Source organism: Brevibacillus sp. (genome assembly GCF_003521185.1).
GTDB classification, from domain to species: Bacteria; Bacillota; Bacilli; order Brevibacillales; family Brevibacillaceae; genus Brevibacillus; species Brevibacillus parabrevis.
In genome coordinates this window covers 26,513-48,515 of sequence record NZ_DOTK01000070.1, presented here as the reverse complement: position 1 = coordinate 48,515, position 22,003 = coordinate 26,513, and the positions used below count along the sequence as shown (strand labels likewise).

Below are 22,003 nucleotides of genomic sequence, written 5' to 3'. Positions count from 1 at the left end.
TGGGTAGCCTCCTACCCGATCTTGGTAAGAGGGCCATAAAAAAACGCGAAAAACCGTGGGAATGGTTCCGCGTTTTGCTTTGTTGGCGAATGAGTCAAAAAGTTAAGCGTTGGAATGGGCGATTGCTTTGCGCAAAGCGGAAATGGTGCCGATGTGCATGCCCTCATGGAACAGGGTGAAGACCATCATCTCGCCATACGTGTTCATGACACCTTTGTCACCCAACTGGAACGGTTTGGGCAGCGGGTCATTCAGTTTCGTTTGCAACTGTTCTTTTACCCGGGCGTGCTGCTCCTTCAATTGTGCCGCCAGCTCCTCGATGGATGGCACATCGCCTTGCCAGTCTGCGGGCTTTGTGCCGGGGCTGAACAAAGCGGCATACGACGGAGGACATTTCATTTCGGCTGGTCCGAACAGCAAGTAATCCTGCGTGAGCAAGATGTGGCCGATATTCCAGTGAATGTTGTTTTTGAATCCTGCCGGAACAATCTCTGCCTCTTGCTCGGATGTTTTGGACAAGCCTTCAAGAAACATGCCGCGAATCATATCATACTGATTCCATACAAATGAGTAATCCTGCATGACAAAACCACCTTTCATCCATTTCCATTCTTCTCCATGTTACCGTAAAAAGACGATTCAGAAAACAAGCGTCCGCTATTTTTTGCAAGGTTGTCCCGCTGCCTTCATACACATGTAAAAAGGAGGGAGCGCATATGGTCACGTTGGACTCATCCATCGCCTTTTTTGTGTATGTGACGGCTGTTTCCAGTGCGGCGGCAGGTGTGACGGAAGCGTTCAAATCGATTATTCCGTTCTTGTCGACGGACTATGAGCCGAAGGAAGATTGCTGGGAGGATCAAAACCATGCGGCGCGGCTGATGAATTACAAGCGATTTTTCAACCTGCTCATCTCTGTTTTGGCGGCAGGCGTCATTTTTGGCATGCTCGGTCTGGACCCCGCTCTGATCTTGACGGGCGCACAGACGGCGTATGTCGAAGACCCGTGGCAAGTGGGAACGTGGCTGTGGGGCATCGTCGCGGTGTTCGGCTCGCCGTTTTTCGCTTCCGTCCTGAAAATTTTGGAAGGCTTCAAGCAATCGGTCAATCACAATCAGCCACCCAATCGCCCGCGGCAAAAGGTAAGCGGTCCGCGGGAGTGAGCACAACCTGGTTGAACCGTGCTTGCAGCGTGCGGTAAGATAGCAAAAGTACATACCGCAAAGTAGGTGGGCACGATGAAACGGCAAAATTCATTCCGAATGCTTGGACTGTTTGTACTGCTTGCTTGTATGCTGGCAGCCTGTTCGTCGCAAGCAGGGCCAGCCGGGGCGTTTGATCCGGAAAATCAGCAGGAATATGGCGTCAGCGGGGTTTACCTCGGCCAAAACATCAAGGAAGCGATGGACTTGCTAAAGCCGACCAAAGCCGATTTTATGGACATGATCTCCCGCGAAAGCTATACGGTGGAGAGAATGGCAAAAGGCGAGGGCGAGGCGGTCATGGGCATGCTTTTGATCGATCGCACACAGCTGCTCGTCAAGGTCAGAAAAGGCGAACTGATCTCGATCATGCTGGGCGGCGTGGCAAAAGAAGATGCGGCACGCTTTCAGACGCTCCGCGGGCTGTCCATGTACGACAGCAAGGAACAACTGAAAAAATTGTACGGCGAAGGGTCCGGAGAAACCGAGGTTGTGTACGAAGGCAGCAAATATACGGCCAACTTCGGCGTCTCGGGCGGTCAGGTAGTCTGGTTCCGTTTTGACAGCAAGTAGTCGTCTCGGCAAAAAAGCAGGCGGGTTCTCCAAAAGGGAGCCCGCCTGCTTTTTTATGCGCGGCGCGAAGGCACGTTACGACAAAGCCAGAAAGTCCAGCTTGACCTTGTATGCCTTGGCGATCCCTGCGGCAAGCTCCGCCAGATTGCTGTCGATGAGGTAGATGGTGTCCGCTTGATCCGCCTGGGGGATCGTGCCCTTGACATGCTCTTTCCATTGCTCGGCCGCTGCCCAGCGATCGTCGGGCGAGCCGGAGTTTTTATCTGCCGTAAACAGCGCGACTTGATCTGCATAAACAAACGTATGGCCATTTTCCGTGACGAAGCCGATGTCAGCCCCCTCGTCTATTACGGCTTGGGGAGGAAGCAGCAGCAAGGAGAACTCCTCCCCAAGCATGTTGGATTTTTGCAAGATCGCCGCAAGCTTGTCCCGCTCTTCTTCGCTCTCGACAATAAAAAGCAGTTTGTCCCGAGCAAAGACATTGACATGGTCTCCGATTTTATGTATGACTTGAGCATAGAACCCGGGCAGTTTCCCGGCGGGGATCGCAAGCTCGATTCCGTACATATGTCGCATATCCTTCATCCTTTTCGCAAGCTTTCTTTTTATCGTATCAAAAAATCAGGGAGGTTCCTATTCTTATGAGCGACCAACATCTCGCCGTCCAATCTTTTGCCTTGGGAGGCTTTCAAACGAATGCCTACGTCTTGACCAACAAAGAAACAAACGAAACGATTGTCATTGATCCAGGTATGCAGCCAGAGCGGCTGCTCCAGGAAATTGCCGGTAAAAACGTCGTAGCGATCTTGTTGACCCATGCGCATCTCGACCATATCGGAGGGCTGAATCAAGTAAGAGCGCTGACCAAAGCTCCGGTGTACATTCACCCGCTGGAACAAGAGTGGCTGACCAATCCTGATCTGAACGGGTCGAGCCGTTGGGGACTGCCTGAGCCGATTGTTTGCGAGCGGGCAGAGCATGAGCTTGCCGACGGTCAAACGCTTGCTCTGGCTGGTTTCGACATCCAGGTGCTGCATACGCCCGGGCACTCTCCGGGAAGCTGTTCCTTTGTGATCGGAAAGCATTGCTTTGGCGGGGACGTCCTGTTCCAGCAAAGCATCGGCCGTACCGATCTGTTCGGAGGCGACTACGAGACGCTGATGATCAGCATTCAAGACAAGCTGTTTGAGCTGGAAGATGACACCATCGTCTACCCTGGACACGGTCCCAAGACGACGATTGACTACGAAAAAACGTACAATCCGTTCGTGACAGGCATGCTGCGCTAAAAGACTTCACGATTGTTTATGAGGCAAAAGAAGAGGAAATGGCTTGCAGACGGCGAAAAGGAAGTGGGTTACATTATCGCCAAAGGAGCTATTGTCATGAAGCAAACATGGAACAAGTGGGTCATCATCACAGCATTAGGCTGTATGAGTCTGGCCGGATGTGTCCCGCCAGCAGCCCCTGATAGCCACGCTTCCAAGGCTCCTGTCCTGCAAGTGAGTCCGTCCGACAATGCCACGCCGCAGACAGCAGAGGAACCGACTACTGACTCGCCATCCGATACAGTCCCCCCAACTGGGGAAGAGCCGCCATCCCGTTTTCCGGAACAGCGGATTTCGCTTCTCGCGGTCGGGGATATCATGGTTCACCAGGAGCAAATGGATGCCGTCTGGAACCCGGCGACCAAAACGTATGACTTCCACAAGTTTTTTCCTTACGTCACGCCGCTGTTTCAGCAGGCTGACTGGGTAATCGGCAATCTGGAAACGACGATGAGCGGCAGTCAGGCCCGCTACTCGGGATATCCGATGTTCAATTCCCCGGAATCTTTGGGGCAGACATTGAAGGAAGTCGGTTTCACTGCGGTAACGACTGCGAACAACCACTCGATGGATCGCAAAGAGCAAGGCGTGCTGCAAACGCTCAAGTACCTCGATCAGGCGGGAATTTTGCACACAGGGACGTTTGCCAGTGCCAAAGAGCGCGAAGAGCCGCTGCTTTTGAACAAGGACGGATTTACGCTCGCTCTGCTTTCCTATACGTACGGGACGAACGGAATCGCCATCCCCAAGGACAAACCATACCTCGTCAACCTGATTTCGCCTGAGTTGATGAAACAGGACATTGCCCGTGCGAAAGAAAAGGGAGCCGATCTCGTTGCCGTCGCCCTGCACTTTGGGGTCGAGTATCAGCGGTTGCCGAATGCGGAGCAGATCAAGACAGCCGAGCTGTGCTTGACCTACGGAGCCGACTTGATTTTGGGGGCGCATCCGCACGTGGTTCAGCCGTACGAATGGAAAACCGTTACGCGGGAGGACGGCACACAACACAAAGGCTTGATTACGTATTCGCTGGGGAACTTCGTCTCTGCCCAGAGATGGGATTACAAAGATGTCGGCGCGATTCTCAAGCTTACGCTGCACAAGGACGAGTCTGGAAAGGCGAGTATCGAACAGGCGGAAATGCTGCCGACCTACGTTCATTTTTTCCGCAAAAACAACAAGCGCAATTATGTCGTTTATCCCGTGGCGGAGACATTGGAGGGATTGCAGCGCGGGGAGAAGTATCCGGGCCTCACGAAAGAAGCGATCCAGTACATGACCCGCTTGCAAAAGGAGATGCCTGTTCACATGAATTTGGCTGTTTCCAAGAAAAAAGCCAGCTAACCGTTAGCTGGCCTTATTTCTTTCCGAAGCCGAAGGGGAGATTCAATTTCAGTTGAAGCTTCAGCTCTTCGTTTTGCAGGCTGATTCCTTGCACCTGAATATTCGGGGAGATTAGCTCGGGGTAGAAGCCGAGGTCGTACGTCTTTTCCATTTCGTCGACAGTTGCTTGCGGCAGGGCGAACCCGTCGAAATAAAGCTCCGTGATGTGGAACTTCAACTGGGTAGGAGAGACAAGCTCGTAGTTGCCGACCAGCCGAAGCTCCATGTGGTCATACGTGCCTTCGACAGTCAGCTTGTCGTTTTCAAAAGAAAAACGGGATTGCTTGAACAATTCGTCTTTTTGCATCAAAAACTGGTTGAAATCGCTCTGCTTGATCGTCAGCGTGTGCGAGAAGAAGCCGTCGGACTGAATCCGGTCAGGCGTGGCCAACTCCGGTACTTGCACCATCACTTTGGCCAGCATGCCAAAAAACGTCTGGAAAGCGGGCAAGCCGCGTTTTTCCCAATCATTGATCAGATGATCCATCAGCGCTTCCACGGTGGTAGGATCGTCAAGCTTTTGCACGTTTTTTTCTTTTTCCGCCTGAATGGCGATCATCTCCGCCAATTGCAGCTCGTATTTTTTGCGGAGGTCCTGGAGCAGAGTGAGTCGTGCTTGCTTGTCTGTCTGCATCGTGGCAAGCTTCACTCGCTCCGCGTGGTACGTCTGGAGCCGATTCATATCATACTCGTACACGAGCTGGTAGAAATCGAACATCAATAAAAACTCATTGAAATTTTCCGCATTGAGTAAAAGCGTGAGAAGATTGGCGCGTTCACCCATGTAATAAGCCCGTGCCACCTCGCCGGCATGGCGCTGCATCGCTTCAATCACCAGCTTTTGGCGTTGCAGGTCCAGATCGATTTGAGCGATATCCCGATAGGTTCGCGTCTCTTCATCCTTGAGCAAGGTGAGAGTTCGCTCCAGTTCTTTTTGGGTAAAATGCTGCTGCAAGATCAACTGCTCCAGCGGAATTGCAGTCTCTTCCTGGGCGAACACAGTCAGCGGACATACAAGCAGGAACAAGACGAGCAAAAATTTACGCATGTTTTCACCTTTTGCTTTCATGATGGAAGTCGCTTGCCTTTCCACATTGTATGACTTCTTTTTCGTATTATAGCCTTATCAGGTTGAATTTGGATAGCAGGAGAAGAGCCCATGGATATAAACGCTATGATTCGCCGTGAAATGGAAAGCCAGGAGGGAGGCGCGATCCCGTTCGCACGCTTTATGGAACTGGCCCTCTACCACGACTCCTACGGCTATTATATGTCGGACTTGCCCAAGGTAGGCAAAGATGGCGATTTTTTTACCAGCGCGACCGTACACGCTGTCTTCGGGGAAACATTGGCGGATGCCGTGATAAAGCTGTGGAGCACCGCGGCGATTGAGCAGCCTGTGCTCGTTGAAATCGGAGGCGGGACTGGCTCCTTGTGCAAAAGCATGCTTGCCCGCATACAGGAAGCAGCGCCAGATGTGTACGCCAAGCTTACGGTTGTGTTGATAGAAGCAAGCCCGTATCATCGCCAAAAACAGCAAGAGGCCCTTTGCGAGCACGAGGTGCGCAAAATATGGTATTCGTCACTGGAAGAAGCAGCGCAAGCAGGCGGGCTAGAAGGAGTGATCGTGTCCAATGAATGGCTGGATGCTTTTCCCGTCCACTTGGCGCAAAAGACGAAAACGGGTTGGAAGGAAGTAGCGGTGACATGCGAGGAGGGGCAGTTCACGGAGGTGCTGCAAGAGCCGGGAGCCACGCTTTTGAACAGCCTGACAGAAATCGAGGCTGCTACCGCGATGCCAAACGGGATGCGCATCGAAGTGAATCTCGCGTTGGAACAGGCGGCGCAGCAGGTCGGACGCCTGCTTGCCAAAGGATATGTCATAACGATCGATTACGGCGACAGACAAGAGGAGTTGTATCATGCCAGCCGGAAAAACGGGACACTGATGTGCTACTACCGCCATCAAGCCCACGATAATCCGTACATTCACGTCGGCGAACAAGATATAACGGCGCACGTCAATTTTTCCGCATGGAGCCGTTTTGGCGAAGCGGCGGGGTTGCGAGAGGTTTTGTATATGCGCCAGGATAAATTTTTGCTCCAGAGCGGCCTTTTGACCAAAGCGGTCGTCCATCACGATACAGACCCGTTTACAAGTGTCGCGATGAAACGCAACCGGGCGTTGCTCCAGTTGATTGATCCTGCCGGGCTGGGCGGACGGTTTCGAGTCATGATCCAGCAAAAAGGCGTGGAGAACAGCCTGGATACGGCAAGCTTTTTCAGGTCGTTTGCATAAAAAAAGATGCTCGCAGATGAGCATCTTTTTTTCTTACATCATCAGTTGCATGAAAGCGTGTTCTTGCGGGCCTACAGGCATTACGAAGAACGTGTAGTACGTGAACCCTACAAAAGACAGGAACATGAAGCCGAAAAAAATGTTCAGATACACTCGCTCAGTCAGGCTCATGTAGCTCAACGCTACGAAGAATGCTGTAAGACCGAAGAAGATGAGCGACATTGGGTACAGACCGCCCCAGAACGCCATCAGCGCGATAACGATGGTCCAGAAACCAAGCACGCGATACATACGATCCATTTGTTGTCCCCCCTTTTTGCCTAGATCGGTAAGATTTACAAGATTCCTACCCCATTATAAAGGACAGGCGAAGACGTGTAAACGATAAAGGTATGACGGATTTGGGGCGAAGGAAAACGCTTCAAATCACCGTCCGGGTGAGGATCATTCTCAATAATGGATAACCGTATAGTTGCACGATTTGCAGCCCCTGATCATCGAGCCATCCTCACGTAATTCAATCTTCCCTAAGTACGTTTCGAATATTCCCATGAGCAGAGCGTTATGCATCTCGCAAACCGCGCGCGGATATTTTTTGGCCGTGTCGGAAAACGTGCAGTTGTTTACACGAAAACGAAGGGTGCCTTCGTCCAGCTTTTCAATATCGGGTTTCAATCCCTGAGCAACGACGAGTCGATGGATCAGGTTCAATTTCTCTTCCAAAGTAGCCGTTTGCAGATTCAATCCGCTTTGGACAACCGCCCGTTTCGCCATCTCTGTACCAATGCGATGCCCCATATTGATCAGAGCGGCTTCGCCCGCCTCGCCGAGCGACAGCAGGCTTTCGATTGCGATATCGGCCAGAAGCTGATAGTCGCGAGGTGGGAACTGGAGGCTCACTACCTGTTCAGACAGGGAATACAATCGACTGGGACGTCCACCTTTGCCACTTTTGTCCGAGACGGCTGTGAGCAAATTCACGTCCTCCAGCTTTGTCAGATGCAGGCGGGCCACATTCGGATGGATGGAAAAGTGGTCTGCGACATCCTGGACAGTGATTGGATCTTTGCTGTACGCGACAAATTGGTAAATGGAGAAGCGGGTGGGGTCTGCCAAAGCACTGGTTAACTTATGCGCGTCGTGGTCCATGCCGGATACCCCTTTCTCAAGTGACAAACCGTGTTCCATATTTGTTTGAAAAAATTTCACATCCACATAAGTGTATCCGATTTTGTTTGGCTTGTTAAGGTGGCAGTGTGCTATAACAACACATCCCCCAAATTTTCTGCCTAGTTTTTAGATTAACTACTATTGACATAGTGTTTATTGTAGATTTATAATCCAAAGTAAGGAAAGAATTTTTATTAGCTTACTTTTTGTGAGTTAATAGCTCAAAGCAATTGCATCCGGCAATTGGCAAAAGAGCATACGGAAACACCAAGAATACACGAAACCAAATGGGTATAGATGAGATGGAGGGGTAACCGATGGCAGTTGCTGAACGTACTCAAACACAAAAATTAACGTTTTTCACGTATCCGAGCTGCACATCCTGTCGCAAAGCCAAAGCATGGCTGGCAGAGAATGGCGTCAATTACGAAGAGCGTCACCTGTTTAAAAACCCGCCGACAGCCGAAGAGCTGCTCGACATCATCAAAATGACGACAAACGGACTGGACGAGATTTTGTCCACGAGAAGCCAACGCTTCAAAAACTTGGACGTCGATATTAATGACATGTCTGTCAAAGAGTTGCTGGAGATGCTGAGCGAAGAGCCGCAGCTTCTGAAGCGCCCGATTTTGACAGATGGCGAGAATTTGATTGTCGGCTTCAATTCTTCCGCGATGAAAAACTTGTTGTCCTAAAAAGGAGGAGGCATATTGCCTTCTCTTTTCTTTTTTTGCCCGCATCCGATATGATTTTGTCGCGCAAACCAGTAAAATAAAGCAAACAAAATCGAAGCAAAGGATGAGATTGCGCTCATGGATACCGTACTGCTGCAAAAAGAAGCGGGCATTGCCACGATTACGCTGAATCGGCCGCACGTACATAACGCGGTCAGCATGGAGCTGGTCGACGAGCTGCACCATGTTTTGGCGGACTGCCAGGCAGATTCGCAGGTGAAGGTGCTCATCATTACAGGTACAGGCAAAAGTTTTGTCTCCGGGGGAGACTTGAACCAGTTTATCGCGGCGCGCGGACATGATCAGGCGTATCCGCTGCTGAGCAAGGTGGCGGGACTGTTGTCTGCCATCGACACGTTCACCAAGCCTGTCATTGCCATGATCAACGGCGCTGCTGTCGGAGGCGGATGCGAATTTGCAGGTGCTTGCCATTTTCGCTTCGCCAGCGAGCAGGCGCGGTTCGGCTTTGTGCAGATCGGCATGCATATTACGACAGGCTGGGGCGGGGGAAGCAGGCTTCTGGACATGCTCCCGGAGTCGAAAGCGTTGGCTCTTTTGCTGGCGGGAGAAAGGCTGACGGCGCAAGAGGCCAAGTCGTACGGCTTCGTGGACGAAATCTACCCGCACGATCAGCTGCAAGCGGCTGTGCACGCGTTCGCGAAAAAAATCGCCGCGCAGCCGTTGGAAGGGATCGAAGCGTACATGCAGCTCGTTCGCTGGAAGCGGGAAGGAATCGTGCGGGCCGAGCGCATCGAGCGCGAAGTGGATCAATGCGCAAAACTATGGGGAAGTCCGGCGCATGTCGCCGTCGTGGAAAAATTTCTGAACAAGCAGTAACCGCCCGCCAGATGGTTCTTCTCGTTTAAACATTTATTTGCTTGGACATACTTTTTCTAGTAGAAAGCGATTCTACAAGAGTAGGGAAAAGCATAGGATGAACTACATCATCCTTTTTAAAGGTAACGGGAGGGACTCATATGGTAGCTTCCAGACAAGACGCATGGACCGAAGATGACGATCTCGTGTTGGCGGAAGTCACCTTGCGCCACATACGCGAAGGCGGTACACAACTTGCCGCATTTGAAGAAGTGGGTCAAAGGTTGGGCAGGACAGCAGCTGCGTGCGGATTTCGCTGGAATAGTTGCGTGCGCAAACGTTACGATGCGGCAATCTCGATAGCCAAAAGTCAGAGACAGCAATTGAAGAAGATGGGCAGGATACAAACGCCAGCTACCACTGTGGAGACAGAGGCTGTTTTGTTGCCGCAAAGGCAATTGCCGCCTGCTGTTGCCGAGGTGCAGGCTTCTGAACTGGAATCGGTGGAAGAAGAGCAAATCGAATCGGTTATTCGCATGCTCGTCAACCAGAAGGAAATGGCGAGGCGCTTGCGACAACTGGAACAAGAGTTGGAAGGCAAAGATTTGGAGTTAAAAGAATTGAAGGATGCGCATGAGCGAGCCAAAAAAGAACTGGAGCAGGTGCAGGGAGTAAATGACGATTACCGCGCGCTTGTTCAGATCATGGATCGCGCGCGCAAGCTGGCCTTTTTGCAGGAAGAGGAGTCCTCCAAAGCTATTTTCAAAATGGATGAGAACGGCAACCTGGAGCGAGTGGAAAAATAAATGCTGCGCAGCAAACAAAAAAAGAAGCGGTTACATTCCGCTTCTTTTTTCTGTCCTGTCCAAAGGAAGAGCTAGTCTTGCAGCTCCACATTCTCTGGCAACCAGACGTAAGGGTTTTCGCCGCGATCGCGCATCGGATTGTATTTGACAGGGGTAAAGCCCATTTTCAGCCAAAATTCGTCCGCACGACAGCGGGAGTTTGTTTTAATAGGAGCGCCAAAGCTTTTTGCATGGTTAACCAAAGCCGTGCCGTAGTCTTTGCTGCGGTAATCAGGCAGGACTTCAAGCTTCCACAGCTCGTAGTAATCTTGGGCTGGTTGGAAATAACGGTCGTATTTCCCGTCGATTTTATAGAGGCTCATGCGTGCTACCAGAAGATCGTTGTCATAAATACCGTAAAAAGGAGATTCCGAATCGTTCTCCACGATGTTCGCCTCCAGGTCTTCCTTCATCGAAAGCTCCTCCAGGCCAAATTCGCGAAACTTTTGAAATTCCTCCAGTGTCTTGTAGTTGATCTGTAAACGTCTTACTTCAAACATGGTCAGCCACTCCTCTCACAGCTCTTTGCCTTGGCCGGCTTAGGCCACTCCCCTTTATTATACACCATGATCGGATTTTCCGAAGCGTTTTCTTTGCCGCGTTGCGGAATTGTCAGAAAGCGAAAAAAGGTTCATGGAAAAAATTTAAAAATTCTTTCTAGAACTATGTTCATTCTCATGGCAAAATAGAAGTAAGCATCACATGAAACAAACCGAGCAAACAATTTGGAAACGCTTTCGATTGGAGTCGGTTTGTCAAAGAGGGGAGCGTTGCCATGCGTAAGGTATTGATCGCAAACCGTGGTGAGATTGCCAGAAGAATTATGCGCACCTGCCGCGAAAAAGGAGTCGCAACCGTAGCCGTCTACTCGGATGCCGACCGCGACCTGCCGTTTGTCCGTGAAGCGGATGAAGCCGTCCATATCGGCCCGCCGCCAGTGCCGCACAGCTACTTGAACGTAGAGGCTATCATCGCGGCGGCGAAAAGCACGAATGCCGATGCCATTCATCCCGGCTACGGACTGCTTTCGGAAAACGAAGCGTTCGCGAGGCGCGTTCTAGAAGAAGGGCTTGTATTCATTGGACCTTCGCCAAAGGTCATCGGGCAAATGGGCGACAAGCTGACGGCCCGCAGAATCATGCAGGAGGCAGGCGTGCCTGTCGTGCCAGGCTGCGAAGATTCGCTTGCGACAGTGGAAGATGCGACAGCGCAGGCCGCTCAAATCGGCTATCCGGTCATGTTGAAGGCCAGTGCTGGCGGGGGCGGGATCGGCATGCAAATATGCCGTGAAGAGTCGCAGCTGTTGCAAGCCTATCAGTCGGCAAAGGGTCGCGCCAAAGCGTATTTCGGCAACGATGCGATGTACGTGGAAAAATATGTGGAGCGCCCGCGGCATATCGAGGTGCAGATTGCAGCCGACAACGCTGGCAATGTCATTCATCTGCTGGAGCGGGAGTGTTCCATTCAGCGCCGTCATCAAAAAGTGCTGGAAGAAAGCCCGTCGCCTTTTCTTGATCCTGCCACGAGAGAACAATTGTGCGAGGCAGCCGTCAAGGCAGCGAAGGCTGTCGGCTACACAGGGCTGGGAACGGTCGAGTTTATCGTAGATGAAAACAAAAATTTTTACTTTTTGGAAATGAACACGCGCTTGCAAGTGGAGCACGCCGTGACCGAAGAGATGACCGGATACGATTTGGTCGCTATGCAGCTGGCGATTGCCGATGGACAGCCGCTGCCAGTCGAACAGCGCGATGTTCAGGCGAAGCGGCACGCGATTGAACTGCGTGTGTACGCGGAAGACCCGGTGACGTTTTTGCCGTCGCCAGGCACGATCAGCCTGTATCAGCCGCCTGCCATGGAGCATGTGCGGATCGATGACGGGGTAGAGTCGGGAACACAGGTTACGCCTTTTTACGACCCGATGATTGCCAAAGTGATCATTTCCGGCGAGACAAGGGAAGAAGCTGTGGAGCGGGCGCAGGAAGCTATGCATCATTTTCTGATTACTGGTATTAAAACGAATATTCCATTTTTGCAGGAAGTATTGGCGGATGAACAGTTCCGGGGCGGAGACTACACCACCTGGTTTATTACGGAGCGAACAACGAAAACCAACTACAAGTAAGGAGAGGGTCTTGGATGAAACAAGTAGCAGCGAATATGGCAGGAACCGTCATTTCTGTTTTGGTGCAGCCAGGTGACACGATCAGCGAGGGGCAAGATGTCATCGTATTGGAATCGATGAAAATGGAAGTGCCTGTCCAGTCGATGGAAGCGGGAAAAGTCGTGGAAGTGAAAGCGAATATCGGTGATTTTGTCAACGATGGCGACATTATCGTCGTTCTCGAATAATTTTTTTCTTTCCAAACTGAGCGGTCGCTAGGAAAGGGGCGGGAAGATTGTGAACGTGCAAATCGTAGAGGTTGGCCCACGCGATGGGCTGCAAAATGAGAGCGTCATCGTACCCGCAGAAGCAAAAATCGAGTTGATTAAGAAGCTGATCGACGCCGGGCTTGTGCGGATCGAGGCCAGCTCGTTTGTCAATCCGCGCTGGATTCCGCAATTGGCGGACGCCGAGGAAGTTTTGCAAGGAATACTTCCAGCCAGCAAAAAGGACGTGCGCATCAGTGCGCTGGTGCCAAACGTTCGCGGGCTGGAGCGGGCGCGCCTGTGCGGCGTGAGCGAAGTTGCCCTGTTCATGTCTGCCTCGGAGAGCCATAACCGCAAAAATATTAACAAAAGCATCACGGAAACATTTCCTGTGCTGGCGGAAGCGGCGAAGGAAGCGCTCGCTCTCGGCATGCGCGTGCGCGGGTACGTCTCCACCGTGTTTGGTTGTCCGTATGAGGGAGCCGTCCCTGTTGACAACACGAGAAGAGTGACCCATGCGCTCGTCGAGATGGGCGTGTCCGAAGTTTCGCTCGGGGATACGATCGGCGTGGCAACCCCAAAGCAAGTGCACGAGGTTTTTCAGGAGCTTGTGAAAGATGTTACGACCGAGCGCTTAGCCGGGCACTTTCACGACACGCGAGGAACCGGGCTGGCGAATGTCGCGGCAGCGTTGGCGGAAGGCATCCGGATTTTTGACAGCTCCATCGGCGGCTTGGGCGGATGCCCGTACGCACCGGGGGCGGCAGGCAACATTTCGACGGAAGACTTGGTCTACATGCTGCACGGAATGGGCTATGAAACCGGAGTTGACCTGAATCGGCTGACAGAGGCAGGTGCCTACATCCAGGAACAGCTGGGCAGGGAGCTGACTTCCAAAGTTTTGAAAGCAAACCTGGCAAAGCAAAAGCAGGAGGAGCATACGTAGAGAGGAAGGGCCACATGACGATTTCCTATCGAAAAGACGGGCTGGTCGGTGTCGTGACGCTTGATCGGCCGGATGTGTTCAACTGTTTGAACCTGGAGACTTTGACGGCACTGCGCAAGCTTATCGCCGAACTTGCCCGCGATCGCAGCACGCGTGTCGTCATCGTCACCGGGGCGGGAGACAAGGCATTTTGCTCCGGCGCGGATTTGAAGGAACGGCGAGGCATGTCGCCCGAACAGGTGGAAGTGTACATTCGGACGATTCGCGACACGTTCAGTGAACTTGAAAAACTGCAAAAGCCGGTCATTGCTGCCCTCAACGGTTTGGCGCTTGGCGGCGGTACGGAGCTGGCGCTCGCCTGCGATTTGCGAATCATGAGCGAGCAGGCGCAAATGGGCTTGACGGAAACCTCTCTCGGCATTATCCCGGGAGCGGGCGGCACGCAACGGCTGCCGCGGCTAGTCGGCAAGGGCATCGCCAAAGAACTGATTTTTACAGCGCGGCGCGTTTTCCCGGCGGAAGCTTTGGCGATCGGGCTTGTCAACCGCGTCGTGCCGCACGAGCAACTGATGAATGTGTCCATGGAGCTGGCAGCGCAGATTGCGAGCAATGCTCCGCTGGCGTTGGCTCAGGCCAAGTTTGCCATCGACTGCGGCAGCGAAGTAGAGCTGGCAACCGGATTGATGATGGAGAGCAATGCGTACCAGCTGCTCGTTCCGACCAAGGACCGTTTGGAAGGACTGGCAGCTTTTGCGGAAAAACGAAAACCGATCTATCGCGGAGAGTGACGAGGGGGAGTAGCCGATGACCAAGCATTTGGAAGAGACGTTGCAGGAGAAGATCGCGCATATCAAGCAAGGTGGCGATGCCAAATACCACGAAAAGCTCAAGGAGCAGAACAAGCTGTTCGTCCGTGATCGGCTGAAGCTGTTGTTCGACGATGAGTTCATGGTCGAGGACGGGCTGTTCGCCAATGTCATGGCGGGAGATTTGCCTGCGGATGGCGTCGTGACTGCGATTGGAAAAGTAAACGGCCAGACGGTATGCGTCATGGCCAATGACTCTACGGTCAAAGCAGGCTCCTGGGGCTCGCGAACGGTAGAAAAAATCATTCGCATCCAGGAAACGGCGGAAAAAATGCGCGTACCGCTGATTTACCTCGTGGACTCGGCAGGCGCTCGCATTACCGACCAGTTGGAAATGTTCCCCGGCAGACGGGGAGCGGGACGCATTTTTTACAATCAAGTGAAGCTGTCCGGCAAAATTCCGCAAGTCTGCATTTTGTTCGGCCCATCTGCTGCGGGCGGCGCGTACATCCCGGCTTTTTGCGACATTGTGATCATGGTCGACAAAAACGCGAGCATGTACCTCGGCTCGCCGCGCATGGCGGAGATGGTGATCGGGGAAAAGGTGAGTCTGGAAGAGCTGGGCGGCGCCCGGATGCATTGCTCGGTGAGCGGCTGCGGCGATGTGCTGGCAGCAAACGAAGAGGAAGCGATTCAGTCTGCGCGCACCTACTTGAGCTTTTTCCCGGCGAACTACAGCGAGCAGCCTCCGCTCCAGGCGGCAAAAGCGCCGATCGAGACGGCCAAAGACATCACTACTATCGTACCGGAAAACCAAAATGCCGCGTTCAACATGCACGATCTCATTCAATCGCTCGTTGATGCGGATTCATTTTTCGAGATCAAGAAGCTGTTCGCGCAAGAGCTGATTACGGGTCTTGCCCGTCTGGATGGCAAGCCGGTCGGGATCATCGCCAACCAGCCACGGGTAAAAGGCGGCGTCCTGTTCGTCGATTCCGCCGACAAAGCGGCGCGCTTCATTACTTTGTGCGATGCGTTCGGCATCCCGCTGCTGTTTTTGGCCGACGTCCCAGGCTTCATGATCGGCACCGCAGTAGAGCGAGCGGGCATCATCCGTCACGGGGCGAAAATGATTTCCGCTATGGCCGAGGCGACCGTACCGAAAATTTCCGTGATTGTGCGCAAGGCGTATGGAGCCGGACTGTACGCCATGGCCAGCTCGGCGTTTGAACCGGACGCGTGCATCGCCTTGCCTGGAGCGCAAATCGCGGTCATGGGCCCGGAAGCTGCCGTAAACGCTGTGTACAGCAACAAAATTCAGGCGATCGAGGACCCGGCAGAACGTCAGGCGTTCATTCAGGAGAAGCGCAAGGAATACCAGGAGGACATCGACTTGTATTTGCTGGCTTCCAACCTGATCGTCGACGCGATTGTGCCGCCGAGCGGTTTGCGCCATGATCTGATTTCGCGCTACGAGATTTACAAGGGGAAACGGCAAGTTTTCTCTGACCGCAAGCATCCCGTTTATCCTGTATAAATATTCGTTGAGACTGTCGCTATCCCGCGGCAGTCTTTTTTGAGCAGATTGAAAACGGCGAGCAGTTGACCGCTTGAAAAACAAAGGAACGTGGCTGATAGAAATTTTTCGATAATTTTGATCTTTTTTGTTCCAATCAATTGAACAATCTCCTAAACTCTGCTATTCTTATAAAATAAGTATTGATTAATGTAGGTGAACAAATGCAACCCGATACAAGCGCTTTGCAAGTGGTTGTCGTTGGCGGAGGTTCCGTTGGTTTGCTGTATGCAGCAAGGCTTGCGCTCGCTGGTCAGTCCGTGACCGTCGTAACGCGCAGTTCACTACAGGCGAATCAACTCATGGAGCAAGGACTGTGGCTCCACAGTCTGGACGGCCAAAAAAACAGAGTAAACGTACAAGCCCAACCGATTGCAGATGGATTGCCGGAAGGGAACTTGTATTTGCTCACTGTTAAACAGCCCGATTTGCCCTTGCTACTCCCGGCTCTTGCCGAAATCCCTCCGTACGCGCGTGTCATTGCCTTGCAAAACGGCATGGGACACCAGGAATTGCTCGCATCTGTACTGGAGGATGCGCAATGCTACTTCGCCATTCATACAGAAGGAGCCAGAAGGCATTCTGCTACGGAAGTGGAGCATACCGGAACAGGGACGCTTCGCGTTGGTCCCTGGCAGGAAAAGGCAGACCGCGATGCTTTGATTGACGCATTCGTCACATGGGCAGTCGAGGCAGGCATCACAGCGCTTTATGAAAAAGCAATCGAACCGCATGCGTGGAGAAAGCTGTTGGCCAATGCCTTGATCAACCCGCTCACGGCATTGTTTGAGATTCCGAATGGCGCCCTCCTCGACAGTTCATATACGCAAGGACTGATGCGTGATTTATTTAATGAAGCTGTGGAGGTAGCTGCTTTTTCCGGACAGAAAATCGGCGATCCCGAATGGCAGGAAATTGTCGCCATTTGCCGAAATACTTCCCGTAATCTTTCCTCCATGCTTCAGGATGTGAAGCGGCAAAAACCGACGGAAGTGCAAGCAATCAACGGCTACCTCGTGAAGCGGGGAAAAGAAGCCGGGATTCCTACTCCGTTGCACGAAACCTTGCTTCGCGTCATTCTTCTCAAGACAAGCATGGGAATAGGGAAGGAGGGGAGGCGACAGTAGATGGCCGTGTGGACAACTTTCTGGTCCTATTTTTGGGGTACGCTGACCGTAGTGCCTTTCTTGGGGTTTCCGCTTGTTTACTTGATCGTGTACATGTGGAAGCGGAACAAGAGATTGGCCGGTCGCTGGGCGGTGAATATCACGAATTTTTTGGTGATTCGCTCCGCTGTTTCCGCATACGAACTCATCTGGCCTGAGGCGATGTCAGCCTGGTGGTGGGTGAGCTGCTTTTTCCTCGGCGCCATTGTGCTTTTGGGATGGCTCCAGGTCAAGCTGAAAGGAAAGCTATCTCTGAAAAAGGTCGGGTTTTCCGCCTGGCGGTTGTCGTTTCTCTGGTTTGGACTTGTCTATATAGTGCTGTTTACGACCGGCATAATCAAGACGATGGGTGTCGTGTAACGCACTGACTGATACATATCGTATTTATTCCGATAAGAAAGAAGGTTGGAACTATGCGACTTCCCATCGAGAGCATCGGACATAAGATTCGGATGATTCGAAAAGAACGTGGATTTACTTTGGAGATCATGGCAGGCAAAACAGGGCTCAGCAAAGGGCTGCTCAGCCAGGTGGAACGGGGGATATCCCAACCGTCACTGGATTCTCTCTGGAAAATTACAAAGGCCCTGGAGTCTCCGATCATTCATTTCTTCGAAGACATCGATCAAAAGCAAGTACACGTGACACGTCTGCAAAAGCGCAGACAGCTGGTTTTTCCCGAATCGACCGGCACGTATTCGTTGCTCTCGATGGGAGGAAGCGCCAAGCTGGGCATGCTGGAAGTGCGTCTGATGCCGAAGGAAATGGTCACAGACAAATTCGTCCAGTCCGAAGGCGAGGAGTGCTTTACCGTCATATCGGGTAGCGTGACAGCGAGGTTCAATGATGAAGAGCACGTGTTGGAGGCGGGAGACAGCATCTCGTTTGACAGCAGCAAGTCGCACACGATTGAAAACAGCGGCGAGGTGGAAGCTGTCCTGATCTGGTCTGTTACTCCGCCGCAATTTTAAAAAGATGCCAGCTCTACACTTTGACAACCCATTTAAGCGGGTTGTCTTGTTTTTTGTGAATGCCTGGCGTGGTATAATTTGCAGTGACCATCGCCCTAAGAAAGGTGAGCTAGCATGAATGTTGAACGCGTTGCGCTTCCATTGGCAAATCGGCTGGCGCGAGAGTACCAGCAGCAAAACGAGTCTGCCCTGTCATTTTTTGCCCATAATCCCTACCGAGATCAGGCATACCGGGAGCGGCTGGAGTGGCTGTCCACCCAAACCTTCAATCGGCTCCAACTGGCGGAAGGCTTACATAACTTTAATCAGGCGATCGGAAACCACCCCGAAGCGCTGGACAAAATCGAGTTGTTGAAGCAGCAGGATACATATGTCGTCATCGGCGGTCAGCAGGCAGGCGTCCTGACAGGCCCGCTGTATACGATCAACAAGGCCGTCCATTTGATTCAGGCGGCCAAAAAGCTCTCTGCCGAGCTGCAAGTAAACGTCGTCCCGGTCTTTTGGATCGCGGGCGAAGATCACGACATCGATGAGATCGACCACGTGTACTGGACGACGGATGGCGATACGCGTCTGCACAAAGAGCGGCTGTCGCTGAAAAAGAAAGGTCGTGCCTCTGCAAGCAAGCTTCCTTTGGAAGAGGAAGTGTGTATGCAGTTCCTGGAAACGTTTTTCCAGGAACAAACCGAGACGGCGGAAACGAAAAACGTACGGGAATTGCTGACGCAAACGGCGAAAAGCTCATCCACGGTAGTGGAGTGGTTTGCGCGTCTTTTGGCGCAGTTGTTTGGCAAGCATGGCTTGATCCTTGTCGAGTCATCGCTGCCTTTTGTCCGGGAGTTGGAACGTCCCGTATTTCAGCAGGTGATCGAGAAAAATGAGCAAATGGCCCAGTTGCTGGTGCAGGCTTCCGAGCGGCTTGCCACAGCAGGCTACCCGTTGCAGCTTGAAGTCGACGAACATCAGGCCAACTTGTTTATTTATGAAGGCGAGGATCGCCTTTTGCTTTCCCGCCATCTGGATCGCTTTGTCAACAGACGGCAGTCGTACAGCCGCGACGAGCTGCTTGCGCTTGTCCAGGAACAGCCGGAGCGGTTCAGTGCCAATGTGGTCACGCGCGGTCTGATGCAGGAGCAGCTGTTCCCGACGCTTGCGTTCATTGGCGGACCCGGTGAAATCGCCTACTGGGCGTATTACCGCGAAGTTTTTGCGTTGTTCGGGATGCAGATGCCGATCGTTTTGCCGCGGATGTCGATCACTTTGGTGGAAGGGGCGCATTTGCGCTTGCTGGAGGGTCTGGAGCTGTCTGTCGAGCAGGTTTTGACCGGCTTCACCGAATGGAAAGCTGACTGGGAGAAGAAACAAGGCCCGCATCCGCTGCACGAACAATTCGCCCAAGTGCGCCAATCGATTGAGCAGCTCTACCGTCCGCTCGTGGACGAAGTGATCCGGCTGGACCCGGGAATGCGCGGGCTGTCGGAGAAAAACAGCACGCTCTTGCTCGAACAAGTCTCCTTTTTGGAGGAGCGGCTGATTCGTTCCTTGCAGCAAAAAGAAGACGTGGCCTATAACCGGATCAAGCGAATCGAGACGACGCTGTTGCCGGAGGGCGGTCTGCAAGAACGCAAGCTGTGCTTTTTCCCTTTTGCAAACAAGTACGGATTGGAATTAATCGATCGCATGGTCGAAGCGCCATTCACCCATGACGGGACTCATCAACTGTTTTTTGTCTAGAAATCGCCAAAGCCGACTGCTCGTCCTGGACGAAACGTCGGCTTTTTTCTATGAAAAACGTCTCGATGTTTTTCAGGAAATGGGATGTGCCCGCTTGGCTTGCGGTCAACAAAACGGACATGACCATTTTGTTTGTTGCGCCGCGTGTGGGAAAAATTTCTAGCGAATAGACCGAAACTTTTCCGACAAATTTTGCGTCCTACGAATAAGGCAATTCCTGTGAGGAAAGGTGGTACTCGAGATGCAGAACAAGTTGCGACAAGTCGGGAAAAAAGCCACTGTTTTGGCGCTTGCCTGGTCAATCGCATGGGCGGGCGCGGCATTTGGTGAGTGGAATCGGGCACAGGCCAGGGAGGAAAAGCCCGTGGCTTCCGCAGGCTCTTTCCTCGACACAAAAGGACACTGGGCAGGAAAAGAGATTGAATTGGCAGCGAAAAGCGGGTTGATCCAAGGCTTTCCGGACGGCACTTTTCAGCCGGAAAAAACCGTTACGCAAGAGCAATTTCTTGCCTTGGTGGAGCGTGTGCTGCCATCCTATAGCGGATTTGAGCCTGACGCTTTTGTCAAAGAGACGTATTTGGCTCCTTCCGTAGGTCGCTGGTCAGAGCAGACGTACCGTCATTTGGCGGCAGCAGGCATTATGTCGACAGGCAAACCGACAGACGGGATGACCAGACTGGAGGCGGCCCGCATTCTTTTGGCGGCGCTCGGACATCAATCCGAAGGGGAGAAGTATCGGGGAACGACCACGCGCTTTTTCTCTGATTTGTCTACCGCCAACGAACAGGAAGTCATGACCGTGTACCCTGCGTACAAGATGGGCTTGCTCGCCGGATACCCGGACGGCTCTTTCCGTCCCAATAGTGCGATCAGTCGGGCACAGGCGGTCGTGATGCTGACGCGTCTGGACAGCAAAATCGAAGAGCTGTTCCCGGGCGAAGTGACGGCGAGCGAGAAAAAAGGGATGAGCGATGCGGTATCGGCGTTTGTCCGCGAAGTAATGGAGCAAAAAAAGATCAGACGCTATGCTGATCTGCAAGCTTACGTCAAAGAGAACAAGCTGAATGTCAGCGAACCGTTTTTGCGCGAGCACTTCTCTTTTATGAAGTACGAAGTCTACGATTACGTGCGGTTCCCGCGATTTAATGAATTGATGTACTATGCCAAAATCGGCACGAACAAATACAGGCTGACCGTGCAATACTATGCCGGAGAGCTTGGCGGAAGCGTCGACAAGACCTTTTACCTGTCCTCCCAGGATGGGAAGACGTTCCGATTGATTGGGAAAGATGAATAGCGGGTGTGGAAAAGCGAAAAAGCAGGGGGCCTTCCCTGCTTTTTTTGCTGCCAGCGCTGTTGCTGTTGCCTGCAAAAGGGGCTACTGTTTTCCTTGAAGCTGACGAATGAGTTTCCGGTTGAAGGCAACGGCGTCATCAGTCGTAGTCGTGTCATTGAGCAGGAAGGTAGTCATATAAGAGGCGTTTTGATGGTGAAAGGAATAAAACGCATACGTTCCGGAGGCGGCTTCTTTTTGCCCGTATTCGACTGTGATTCCTTCTATTTCGGCTGTCTTGGCGTCATGTAAGGAGTTTTTCATCGTGCTGATTTCCATGATGATGATTGGCCTGCCCGCGTACTCGCCATAAAAGATTTCACGCTGCTGCCTGTTGCGCATTTCCGCTTTTTGCTCGTCCGTGATTGGCAAAAGTTCTCCCTTTTCATCGGTATACACGATGGTTGCGATAGAGGGGCCAGCGATTTGTTGCCCGTTTACGATGGGCGGATAGCGAATTTCTGCATACTTGACGACCAGCTTGTCGTTTGAAGGAACAGCGATATCCATACCGATTTGCTCCTCCATCTGCTTTTCGATAGCCGAGGGAAGCGTGTTTGATTGCGGTTCGGCACAGCCGACCAGAAGCGACAGAGTCATCGCGGTACATAGCAGCAGACGTTTCATTTTCCAGGCTCCTTCCTCGCAAGGATCGTTTTCTATATTTTACCATGCGGGCAGGGCGGGTCGATACTCTGCTCCCCGAACAAAAAAGCGTGCAAGCCTTCGAAGGGCTCTTGCACGCTTTTTT

The 22,003-nt window shown here is 52.4% G+C and carries 25 protein-coding genes; 18 read left to right on the top strand and 7 right to left on the bottom strand.

Going from position 1 to position 22,003, the window contains the following annotated elements; all coding sequences use genetic code 11:
* Positions 1-102 precede the first annotated feature (102 nt).
* Positions 103-582 (bottom strand): DinB family protein, encoded by a 480-nt coding sequence (locus DEP07_RS21355; protein WP_122964969.1) that lies wholly within the window; start codon positions 580-582, stop codon positions 103-105.
* Positions 583-716: 134 nt separating this feature from the next.
* Here DEP07_RS21355 and DEP07_RS21350 point away from each other — a divergent pair, with 134 nt between their 5' ends.
* Both DEP07_RS21350 and DEP07_RS21345 read left to right on the top strand, forming a co-directional pair.
* A complete protein-coding gene (locus tag DEP07_RS21350) occupies positions 717-1,163 on the top strand; it encodes a hypothetical protein (protein ID WP_122964971.1) in 447 nt (148 codons plus the stop codon).
* Between the two features lie 75 nt (positions 1,164-1,238).
* Complete coding sequence (locus DEP07_RS21345; RefSeq protein WP_122964973.1) at positions 1,239-1,775, top strand: hypothetical protein; 537 nt, start codon at positions 1,239-1,241, stop codon at positions 1,773-1,775.
* Between the two features lie 75 nt (positions 1,776-1,850).
* Here DEP07_RS21345 and DEP07_RS21340 read toward each other — a convergent pair whose 3' ends face one another.
* Positions 1,851-2,351 (bottom strand): hypothetical protein, encoded by a 501-nt coding sequence (locus DEP07_RS21340; RefSeq protein ID WP_122964974.1) that lies wholly within the window; start codon positions 2,349-2,351, stop codon positions 1,851-1,853.
* Between the two features lie 65 nt (positions 2,352-2,416).
* On the opposite strand from DEP07_RS21340, the gene DEP07_RS21335 reads away from it, so the two are divergent.
* Together DEP07_RS21335 and DEP07_RS21330 are read left to right on the top strand one after the other, a co-directional pair.
* On the top strand, positions 2,417-3,064 hold the full coding sequence (locus DEP07_RS21335; RefSeq protein WP_217021552.1) for an MBL fold metallo-hydrolase: 648 nt from the start codon (positions 2,417-2,419) through the stop codon (positions 3,062-3,064).
* Between the two features lie 96 nt (positions 3,065-3,160).
* Positions 3,161-4,447 (top strand): CapA family protein, encoded by a 1,287-nt coding sequence (locus DEP07_RS21330; RefSeq protein WP_287102987.1) that lies wholly within the window; start codon positions 3,161-3,163, stop codon positions 4,445-4,447.
* Between the two features lie 13 nt (positions 4,448-4,460).
* On the opposite strand, the gene DEP07_RS21325 is transcribed toward DEP07_RS21330, so the two are convergent.
* Positions 4,461-5,534 (bottom strand): hypothetical protein, encoded by a 1,074-nt coding sequence (locus tag DEP07_RS21325; protein ID WP_173597026.1) that lies wholly within the window; start codon positions 5,532-5,534, stop codon positions 4,461-4,463.
* Between the two features lie 111 nt (positions 5,535-5,645).
* Between DEP07_RS21325 and DEP07_RS21320 the strand changes: the two genes are divergently transcribed.
* Positions 5,646-6,785, top strand: a complete 1,140-nt coding sequence (locus DEP07_RS21320; RefSeq protein WP_242770956.1) for a class I SAM-dependent methyltransferase — start codon at positions 5,646-5,648, stop codon at positions 6,783-6,785.
* 33 nt (positions 6,786-6,818) lie between these two features.
* Here DEP07_RS21320 and DEP07_RS21315 read toward each other — a convergent pair whose 3' ends face one another.
* Both DEP07_RS21315 and DEP07_RS21310 read right to left on the bottom strand, forming a co-directional pair.
* A complete protein-coding gene (locus tag DEP07_RS21315; RefSeq protein ID WP_063229689.1) occupies positions 6,819-7,085 on the bottom strand; it encodes a DUF2626 domain-containing protein in 267 nt (88 codons plus the stop codon).
* Between the two features lie 150 nt (positions 7,086-7,235).
* A complete protein-coding gene (locus tag DEP07_RS21310; protein WP_122964979.1) occupies positions 7,236-7,934 on the bottom strand; it encodes a helix-turn-helix transcriptional regulator in 699 nt (232 codons plus the stop codon).
* A 338-nt stretch (positions 7,935-8,272) separates the two neighbouring features.
* Between DEP07_RS21310 and DEP07_RS21305 the strand changes: the two genes are divergently transcribed.
* The 3 genes from DEP07_RS21305 (at position 8,273) to DEP07_RS21295 (ending at position 10,311) form a co-directional block, all read left to right on the top strand.
* Complete coding sequence (locus DEP07_RS21305; RefSeq protein WP_063229687.1) at positions 8,273-8,650, top strand: Spx/MgsR family RNA polymerase-binding regulatory protein; 378 nt, start codon at positions 8,273-8,275, stop codon at positions 8,648-8,650.
* 117 nt (positions 8,651-8,767) lie between these two features.
* A complete protein-coding gene (locus DEP07_RS21300) occupies positions 8,768-9,526 on the top strand; it encodes an enoyl-CoA hydratase/isomerase family protein (protein ID WP_122964980.1) in 759 nt (252 codons plus the stop codon).
* Between the two features lie 140 nt (positions 9,527-9,666).
* Positions 9,667-10,311, top strand: coding sequence for an RsfA family transcriptional regulator (locus DEP07_RS21295; protein ID WP_217021548.1), 645 nt, complete (start codon positions 9,667-9,669; stop codon positions 10,309-10,311).
* Positions 10,312-10,382: 71 nt separating this feature from the next.
* Here the strand turns inward: DEP07_RS21295 and DEP07_RS21290 are convergent, their stop codons facing one another.
* Entirely contained in the window at positions 10,383-10,850 is a 468-nt protein-coding gene (locus DEP07_RS21290) for an N-acetyltransferase (RefSeq protein WP_063230368.1), read from the bottom strand.
* A gap of 275 nt (positions 10,851-11,125) precedes the next feature.
* On the opposite strand from DEP07_RS21290, the gene DEP07_RS21285 reads away from it, so the two are divergent.
* From DEP07_RS21285 to DEP07_RS21240, 10 genes are all read left to right on the top strand, one after another.
* Positions 11,126-12,475 carry an acetyl-CoA carboxylase biotin carboxylase subunit gene (locus tag DEP07_RS21285; RefSeq protein ID WP_280648423.1) on the top strand — a complete coding sequence of 450 codons (1,350 nt, stop codon included), beginning with the start codon at positions 11,126-11,128 and terminating at the stop codon, positions 12,473-12,475.
* A 14-nt stretch (positions 12,476-12,489) separates the two neighbouring features.
* Entirely contained in the window at positions 12,490-12,702 is a 213-nt protein-coding gene (locus DEP07_RS21280) for a biotin/lipoyl-containing protein (RefSeq protein ID WP_122964984.1), read from the top strand.
* A gap of 49 nt (positions 12,703-12,751) precedes the next feature.
* Positions 12,752-13,666 carry a hydroxymethylglutaryl-CoA lyase gene (locus DEP07_RS21275; RefSeq protein WP_122964985.1) on the top strand — a complete coding sequence of 305 codons (915 nt, stop codon included), beginning with the start codon at positions 12,752-12,754 and terminating at the stop codon, positions 13,664-13,666.
* Between the two features lie 14 nt (positions 13,667-13,680).
* Positions 13,681-14,454 carry an enoyl-CoA hydratase-related protein gene (locus DEP07_RS21270; protein WP_173599295.1) on the top strand — a complete coding sequence of 258 codons (774 nt, stop codon included), beginning with the start codon at positions 13,681-13,683 and terminating at the stop codon, positions 14,452-14,454.
* A 16-nt stretch (positions 14,455-14,470) separates the two neighbouring features.
* The gene (locus DEP07_RS21265; protein ID WP_122964987.1) at positions 14,471-16,009 is read left to right on the top strand and encodes an acyl-CoA carboxylase subunit beta; all 1,539 of its coding nucleotides are present in this window, start codon (positions 14,471-14,473) and stop codon (positions 16,007-16,009) included.
* 203 nt (positions 16,010-16,212) lie between these two features.
* Positions 16,213-17,175 (top strand): ketopantoate reductase family protein, encoded by a 963-nt coding sequence (locus DEP07_RS21260; RefSeq protein WP_173599294.1) that lies wholly within the window; start codon positions 16,213-16,215, stop codon positions 17,173-17,175.
* Positions 17,176-17,574, top strand: coding sequence for a DUF3397 family protein (locus DEP07_RS21255; RefSeq protein WP_063230374.1), 399 nt, complete (start codon positions 17,176-17,178; stop codon positions 17,572-17,574).
* Between the two features lie 53 nt (positions 17,575-17,627).
* Positions 17,628-18,185, top strand: a complete 558-nt coding sequence (locus DEP07_RS21250; protein ID WP_122964990.1) for a helix-turn-helix domain-containing protein — start codon at positions 17,628-17,630, stop codon at positions 18,183-18,185.
* Between the two features lie 114 nt (positions 18,186-18,299).
* Entirely contained in the window at positions 18,300-19,919 is a 1,620-nt protein-coding gene (bshC, locus tag DEP07_RS21245; protein WP_280648424.1) for a bacillithiol biosynthesis cysteine-adding enzyme BshC, read from the top strand.
* A 241-nt stretch (positions 19,920-20,160) separates the two neighbouring features.
* Positions 20,161-21,216: an S-layer homology domain-containing protein gene (locus tag DEP07_RS21240; RefSeq protein ID WP_173597032.1), complete on the top strand. Its 1,056-nt coding sequence runs from the start codon at positions 20,161-20,163 to the stop codon at positions 21,214-21,216.
* Between the two features lie 81 nt (positions 21,217-21,297).
* Here the strand turns inward: DEP07_RS21240 and DEP07_RS21235 are convergent, their stop codons facing one another.
* Entirely contained in the window at positions 21,298-21,879 is a 582-nt protein-coding gene (locus tag DEP07_RS21235; RefSeq protein ID WP_122964993.1) for a hypothetical protein, read from the bottom strand.
* Between the last annotated feature and the right edge of the window lie 124 nt (positions 21,880-22,003).

Coding starts and splice junctions, on each gene's coding strand:
- DEP07_RS21285 (WP_280648423.1), top strand. CDS start 11,126: ATGCGTAAGGTATTGATCGCAAACCGTGGTGAGATTGCCAGAAGAATT.
- DEP07_RS21345 (WP_122964973.1), top strand. CDS start 1,239: ATGAAACGGCAAAATTCATTCCGAATGCTTGGACTGTTTGTACTGCTT.
- DEP07_RS21310 (WP_122964979.1), bottom strand. CDS start 7,934: ATGGACCACGACGCGCATAAGTTAACCAGTGCTTTGGCAGACCCCACC.
- DEP07_RS21350 (WP_122964971.1), top strand. CDS start 717: ATGGTCACGTTGGACTCATCCATCGCCTTTTTTGTGTATGTGACGGCT.
- DEP07_RS21235 (WP_122964993.1), bottom strand. CDS start 21,879: ATGAAACGTCTGCTGCTATGTACCGCGATGACTCTGTCGCTTCTGGTC.
- DEP07_RS21255 (WP_063230374.1), top strand. CDS start 17,176: ATGGCCGTGTGGACAACTTTCTGGTCCTATTTTTGGGGTACGCTGACC.
- DEP07_RS21315 (WP_063229689.1), bottom strand. CDS start 7,085: ATGGATCGTATGTATCGCGTGCTTGGTTTCTGGACCATCGTTATCGCG.
- DEP07_RS21355 (WP_122964969.1), bottom strand. CDS start 582: ATGCAGGATTACTCATTTGTATGGAATCAGTATGATATGATTCGCGGC.
- bshC (WP_280648424.1), top strand. CDS start 18,300: ATGAATGTTGAACGCGTTGCGCTTCCATTGGCAAATCGGCTGGCGCGA.
- DEP07_RS21335 (WP_217021552.1), top strand. CDS start 2,417: ATGAGCGACCAACATCTCGCCGTCCAATCTTTTGCCTTGGGAGGCTTT.
- DEP07_RS21260 (WP_173599294.1), top strand. CDS start 16,213: ATGCAACCCGATACAAGCGCTTTGCAAGTGGTTGTCGTTGGCGGAGGT.
- DEP07_RS21330 (WP_287102987.1), top strand. CDS start 3,161: ATGAAGCAAACATGGAACAAGTGGGTCATCATCACAGCATTAGGCTGT.
- DEP07_RS21305 (WP_063229687.1), top strand. CDS start 8,273: ATGGCAGTTGCTGAACGTACTCAAACACAAAAATTAACGTTTTTCACG.
- DEP07_RS21270 (WP_173599295.1), top strand. CDS start 13,681: ATGACGATTTCCTATCGAAAAGACGGGCTGGTCGGTGTCGTGACGCTT.
- DEP07_RS21240 (WP_173597032.1), top strand. CDS start 20,161: ATGCAGAACAAGTTGCGACAAGTCGGGAAAAAAGCCACTGTTTTGGCG.
- DEP07_RS21340 (WP_122964974.1), bottom strand. CDS start 2,351: ATGCGACATATGTACGGAATCGAGCTTGCGATCCCCGCCGGGAAACTG.
- DEP07_RS21250 (WP_122964990.1), top strand. CDS start 17,628: ATGCGACTTCCCATCGAGAGCATCGGACATAAGATTCGGATGATTCGA.
- DEP07_RS21325 (WP_173597026.1), bottom strand. CDS start 5,534: ATGCGTAAATTTTTGCTCGTCTTGTTCCTGCTTGTATGTCCGCTGACT.
- DEP07_RS21280 (WP_122964984.1), top strand. CDS start 12,490: ATGAAACAAGTAGCAGCGAATATGGCAGGAACCGTCATTTCTGTTTTG.
- DEP07_RS21300 (WP_122964980.1), top strand. CDS start 8,768: ATGGATACCGTACTGCTGCAAAAAGAAGCGGGCATTGCCACGATTACG.
- DEP07_RS21265 (WP_122964987.1), top strand. CDS start 14,471: ATGACCAAGCATTTGGAAGAGACGTTGCAGGAGAAGATCGCGCATATC.
- DEP07_RS21295 (WP_217021548.1), top strand. CDS start 9,667: ATGGTAGCTTCCAGACAAGACGCATGGACCGAAGATGACGATCTCGTG.
- DEP07_RS21290 (WP_063230368.1), bottom strand. CDS start 10,850: ATGTTTGAAGTAAGACGTTTACAGATCAACTACAAGACACTGGAGGAA.
- DEP07_RS21320 (WP_242770956.1), top strand. CDS start 5,646: ATGGATATAAACGCTATGATTCGCCGTGAAATGGAAAGCCAGGAGGGA.